We start from the raw sequence: 5,002 nt of genomic DNA, 5'->3' as shown, positions 1-5,002 counted from the left end.
GGGGAAGGGTGGTCTGGAGGGTGGCATAGGGGGTGGCATGGACGGTGCCGTTGTCGGTCTGGGGCGCCAGAGGTCGATGAAGCCGTCTCCTCGGTCGTTCTCCGCGCCGCCGTCCAAGGACGAGGCGGATGCTGCGGCGGCGGCCGAGCGGCCTCTGGTGCGCAGGTCGAGATCGAGCCCTTCGCGACGCATTCGCCGGTCCATATAGAGCAGCGTGATGACGCCCGCGTCGAACGGCAGGACCACCGACCAGCTCACGATCCGTCCGACCGTGTCCAGGGCGAGCGCCGCTACGGCGGCGCCGCCTTCAGGGTCGGTGCCGAAGAACACCAGCTGCACGATCAGGAACGGGATGCGCAGGGCGAAGAACCCCATGAACACCGTCACCAGCAGGGCGAGCAGGAGCGTCCCGCAGGTGCGCAGCCATCGGCTCTTGGAGAGCGTCCGTGCCCGGCGCAGCGCCCCGCCGACCGTCTGCCGCTCCAAGACGACGGCCGGTACGGCCTGGACGAGCAATATGTACAGCCACACCATCAGACCGATGCCGAGCGGGAAGCCCACGAGCGCGGCGACCACCCCCAGCGCCGGGTGCGCGTCCACGGCGACCAGCAGGAAGAACGGCACGACCGGCAGTACCAGCGCCAGCAGCGGTGCCCCCATGACCACCCCGGCGGTGGCCGCGAGGCGCCCTAGCCGGGGCCGGGCGTCCCGCCACGCCTGCCCGGGCGCGATCGGCAGGCCCAGCAGCTCGCGCCCCAGGATCGGTGCCAGCAGCCCCGACAGCAGCAGGATCCCGTACGCCGACAGCACCAGGCCGACGACCCCCAGCGTCGCCTGCGCGCCGAGCGAGCGCAGCAGCACCCCCGGTGTGACCTCGCCGCGCGCGTCGTTGCCGATGAAGAAGTACGCGACGATCGAGCTCGCCACCTGGATCACCGTACTGACCGCCACCGACAGTCCCAGCGTCATCCGCGGGCGCCGCCGCATCCCGGCGATCGAGCCGTCCAGCATCTCCGAGATGGACATGGGGCGGAACGGGACGGCGCCGTCCACGTCGTCGTCCCAGCCGTCCGGTCCCGGCATCTTGGCTCCCTGCGATGTCTGGCGGGGGTCTCCCGGCGCCGCGGGGGACGGGCGTCCGGTCACGTCATCCTGTCACGGGCGGGCCGCCGCGGACGCCGCCCCGGCCCGGTCGGTGGTGATCTATGGCGCGACACGCTGAGCCGGCCGACGATTCCTGCCGGACCCGGTCAACCTGGCGCGGGTTTCGGGAGTCACCCTTTACAATTCGGCCCTTGTATAAGGGCCGCATAAGGCGACGGCGTGCGCAGACGTGGTCCGGGCGCCCGTCGCCGGACGCCGGAGGAGTCATGTACGAGGCAAACGCAGGTAACCTTGCACGCCAAGGCATATCTCTCCCTGGCGAGGTGGGGCCGGAGCGTCTCACCCCAGTCCACCGAACCCCGACTTTGTGACGATGAGGGCCATGAGAGGACGTGTACTGGTCGTCGACGACGATCTCGCGCTCGCCGAGATGCTCGGCATCGTGCTGAGGGGCGAGGGTTTCGAGCCGTCGTTCGTCCACGACGGTGACAAGGCGCTGGAGGCGTTCCGGGAGACCCGGCCGGATCTCGTGCTGCTCGACCTGATGCTGCCGGGCGCCGACGGCATCGACGTCTGCCGCCAGATCCGTGCCGAGTCGGGCGTGCCGATCGTCATGCTGACGGCCAAGAGCGACACCGTCGATGTCGTCCTCGGCCTTGAATCGGGCGCCGACGACTACATCGTCAAACCGTTCAAACCGAAGGAGTTGGTAGCGCGCGTGCGCGCGCGCCTGCGTCGTACCGACGAGCCCGCCCCCGAGACCCTGCAGATCGGCGACATCACGATCGACGTGGCCGGGCACTCGGTCAAGCGCGGCGACCGGCACATCCCGCTGACCCCGCTGGAGTTCGACCTCCTGGTCGCGCTGGCCCGCAAGCCGCGCCAGGTGTTCACCCGCGAGGTCCTGCTGGAGCAGGTGTGGGGCTACCGCCACGCCGCCGACACGCGCCTCGTCAACGTCCACGTGCAGCGGCTCCGCGCCAAGATCGAGAAGGATCCGGAGCGTCCGGAGATCGTCGTCACCGTGCGCGGTGTCGGCTACAAGGCCGGTCCCGCCTGATCCGCCGCCCGGATCCCCCAGTGACCCCCGGAGCGGCACACCGATGACCCAGACCCAGCGTCCCGCCGCCGACCGCCGCGACCCCACCGGTCGCCGCGGTCGCGGTCGGCGCCGTCTTGGACGTCCATGAACGTCGCCATGAGCAGGGCGAAGCGCGTCACGCGGCGCGCGCTGGGCACCCTGCGGCGCGTTCTGCGCGGCGCGGCCAGGCGCGGCTACACGCGCTGGCGCCGCTCCATCCAGGTACGGGTGGTCACGTCCACGTTGTTCATTTCGGCGATCGTCGTGGCGATCCTGGGCGCGTTCCTCATGCAGCAGGTGTCGTCCGCTCTCATGGACGGCAAGGTCAAGGCCGCCCGGCTCCAACTGGACGAGGGCCTGGCCCAGGTGCAGCGCGACCTCGGAAACGCCTCCGAGGACGGCAGCCGCCTGAACGTGCTCGTCAACCGGCTGAAGGCCCGGAGCGGACCGTCCGGGCTCTACGAGGTCTACATCCGGGACACCACCGAGGCGTACTTCGACGGATACGCCACCAACGAACTACGCCAGGCGAGCGTTCCCCGGCGCCTGCGCGACGAACTCAAGCACGCACCGGCGGGCTCCCGTGCCTACACCTACGGCAAGCTCTCCTATGTCGGTGGCCGCCCGTCCGAGCGCGGCCTGATCGTGGGCGGCAGAACCGGCCAGTTCGAGCTGTACTACCTGTTCCCCCTGGAGCAGGAGCAGCGCACCCTGACCAACGTAGGACGCTCCATGGCCGGAGTGGGCATCGTCCTAGTGCTCCTCTTGGCCGCTATCGCCTCGCTGGTCACCCGGCAGGTCGTCATCCCTGTCCGGCTGGCCGCGCAGGGGGCGCAACGTCTCGCGGCCGGACGGCTCGAAGAGCGCATGAGGGTCCGCGGAGAGGACGATCTGGCGCGTCTTGCCCGCTCGTTCAACGACATGGCCGCGAACCTCCAAGAGAAGATCGGCGAGCTGGAAGACCTGTCCCAGGTGCAGCGCCAGTTCGTCTCGGACGTCTCCCACGAGCTCCGCACGCCCCTGACCACCATCAGGATCGCGGCCGACATGCTCTACGAGTACCGCGACACCTTCGACGACCACGCCGTGGGCCGGTCCGCCGAACTGCTGCAGAGCCAGCTCGAACGGTTCGAGTCCCTCCTGGCCGACCTGCTGGAGATCAGCCGCCACGACGCCGGCGCCGCGACCCTGGACGCCGAGTCCCTGGACATGCGCGACCTCGTCCTGCGCACCGTGGGCGACATCCAGGGCCTCGCCGAGCGCAAGGGCAGCAAGGTCGTCCTGCAACTGCCCGGTGAGCCCTGCATGGCGGAGGTCGACCGCCGCCGCGTCGAGCGCATCCTGCGGAACCTGCTCGTCAACGCCGTCGAGCACGGCGAGGGTGAGGACATCGTCGTCTCGATCGCGGCCGACCGCGATGCGGTGGCGGTCGCCGTGCGCGACCACGGCGTAGGGCTCAAACCGGGGGAGGGACAGATGGTCTTCGACCGCTTCTGGCGCGCCGACCCCGCGCGCGCCCGCACCACCGGTGGCACCGGCCTCGGACTGTCGATCTCCCGGGAGGACGCCCAACTGCACGGCGGCTGGCTCCAGGCATGGGGAGAGCCCGGTGCGGGCTCCCAGTTCCGCCTGTCCCTGCCTCGCGTCGCCGGAGCCGAACTCCGGGGCTCCCCACTCCCGCTCGTCCCTCCAGGGGCCGGTGACGCGCGTCCCCTGTACGCCGAACTGGAGGCGGGAGAGTGACGCGACGGCTCCGCACGGCGGCTGCGATGGCCACCGTCCTCGCCCTGGGCGCCGGATGCGCGAACGTCCCGAGCGGCGGCCAGGTGGTCACGGGCAAGCCCCCGGAACGCGCCGAACGCGTCGACGACCCGTACGTCCGGCTCATCCCCGTTCCGCCCCGTCCCGGCTGGCGGCCCGAGCAGATCGTCTCCGGCTTCCTCGCCGCCTCCGCCAGCTTCGACGACGACCACGAGGTCGCCCGCGAGTACCTCGGCGGTCAGAACTCCTGGAAGCCCGGCCTGCGCCCCTACGTGACCGTCCTGCAGAGCCGCGTCACCGATCCGCACGTCATCAAGTCCACCGACGGGCAGGCGAGCGTCCGCATCACCGGCGACCAGCTCGGCACGATCAGCTCGGACGGCCAGTACACCGCCGCCCCCAAAGACCTCGACGCCACGTTCCAGCTCGCCAAGACCCCGCAGGGCGCCTGGCGGATCACCAGCCTGCCCGGTGAGGAGAAGTCCGGACTCCTCCTCACCAAGGACGACGTCGAGCGCGCCATGCGCCCCGTCAACCTCTACTTCTTCGCGCCCGACCGGCACACCCTCGTCCCCAACGGAATCTTCCTCCCGGTCGTGAACCGCGAGACGCTGCCCGCCCAACTCGTCCAAGCGCTCCTCGCCGGTCCGACCTCCTGGCTGAACGGCGCCGTCCAGAACGCCTTCCCCGCCGAGACCAGGCTGCGCGGCCTCAGCATCGAAAAGGACGTCGCCACCGTCGACCTCACCGAGCAGGCCCGCGGCGGCAGCATCGAGCGCATGTCCGCGCAACTCAGCTGGACGCTCCGCCAGCTGTCCGGCATCAAGCAGTTCCGGCTGCGCATCGACGGCGAGACCGTCACCCCAGAGGGCCTGGACTCCACGCAGTCGGTGACCGCCTGGGCCGACAACTCCCCGGACGGCCAGAACCCCGGGGGACAGCCACCCCAGAACGCCTATGTAGCCGGCGCGTCCGGCTTCCTCGGCACCCTGGAGGGCGACCACGCCCAGCCCGTCGTCACCGGCCCCGCCGGCCGTCTGGCCCGCCCCGCCGTCG

At 70.8% G+C, this 5,002-nt stretch carries 4 protein-coding genes; 3 read left to right on the top strand and 1 reads right to left on the bottom strand.

The window, feature by feature from the left end:
* A partial coding sequence (locus E1298_RS44005; protein WP_131903319.1) for a hypothetical protein occupies nt 1-1,083 on the bottom strand: 1,083 nt, incomplete at its 3' end.
* A gap of 403 nt (nt 1,084-1,486) precedes the next feature.
* Between E1298_RS44005 and mtrA the strand changes: the two genes are divergently transcribed.
* The 3 genes from mtrA to E1298_RS43990 form a co-directional block, all read left to right on the top strand.
* Nucleotides 1,487-2,164, top strand: a complete 678-nt coding sequence (gene mtrA, locus E1298_RS44000) for an MtrAB system response regulator MtrA (RefSeq protein WP_021598338.1) — start codon at nt 1,487-1,489, stop codon at nt 2,162-2,164.
* Nucleotides 2,165-2,302: 138 nt separating this feature from the next.
* Nucleotides 2,303-3,928: an MtrAB system histidine kinase MtrB gene (gene mtrB / locus E1298_RS43995; protein ID WP_131903318.1), complete on the top strand. Its 1,626-nt coding sequence runs from the start codon at nt 2,303-2,305 to the stop codon at nt 3,926-3,928.
* Nucleotides 3,925-5,002, top strand: a 1,078-nt coding sequence (locus E1298_RS43990; RefSeq protein ID WP_243726218.1) for an LpqB family beta-propeller domain-containing protein, incomplete at its 3' end; no start/stop codon positions are given. The genes mtrB and E1298_RS43990, both read left to right, overlap by 4 nt.

The organism is Actinomadura rubrisoli, from assembly GCF_004349215.1.
Lineage (GTDB): Bacteria > Actinomycetota > Actinomycetes > Streptosporangiales > Streptosporangiaceae > Spirillospora > Spirillospora rubrisoli.
The sequence above is the reverse complement of the archived record's forward strand: the minus strand, read 5'-3'. Positions and strand labels throughout refer to the sequence as shown.

Bases quoted from the DNA above. Each gene is read 5' to 3' on its own strand.
- mtrA (WP_021598338.1), top strand. From the start codon at position 1,487: ATGAGAGGACGTGTACTGGTCGTCGACGACGATCTCGCGCTCGCCGAG.
- mtrB (WP_131903318.1), top strand. From the start codon at position 2,303: ATGAGCAGGGCGAAGCGCGTCACGCGGCGCGCGCTGGGCACCCTGCGG.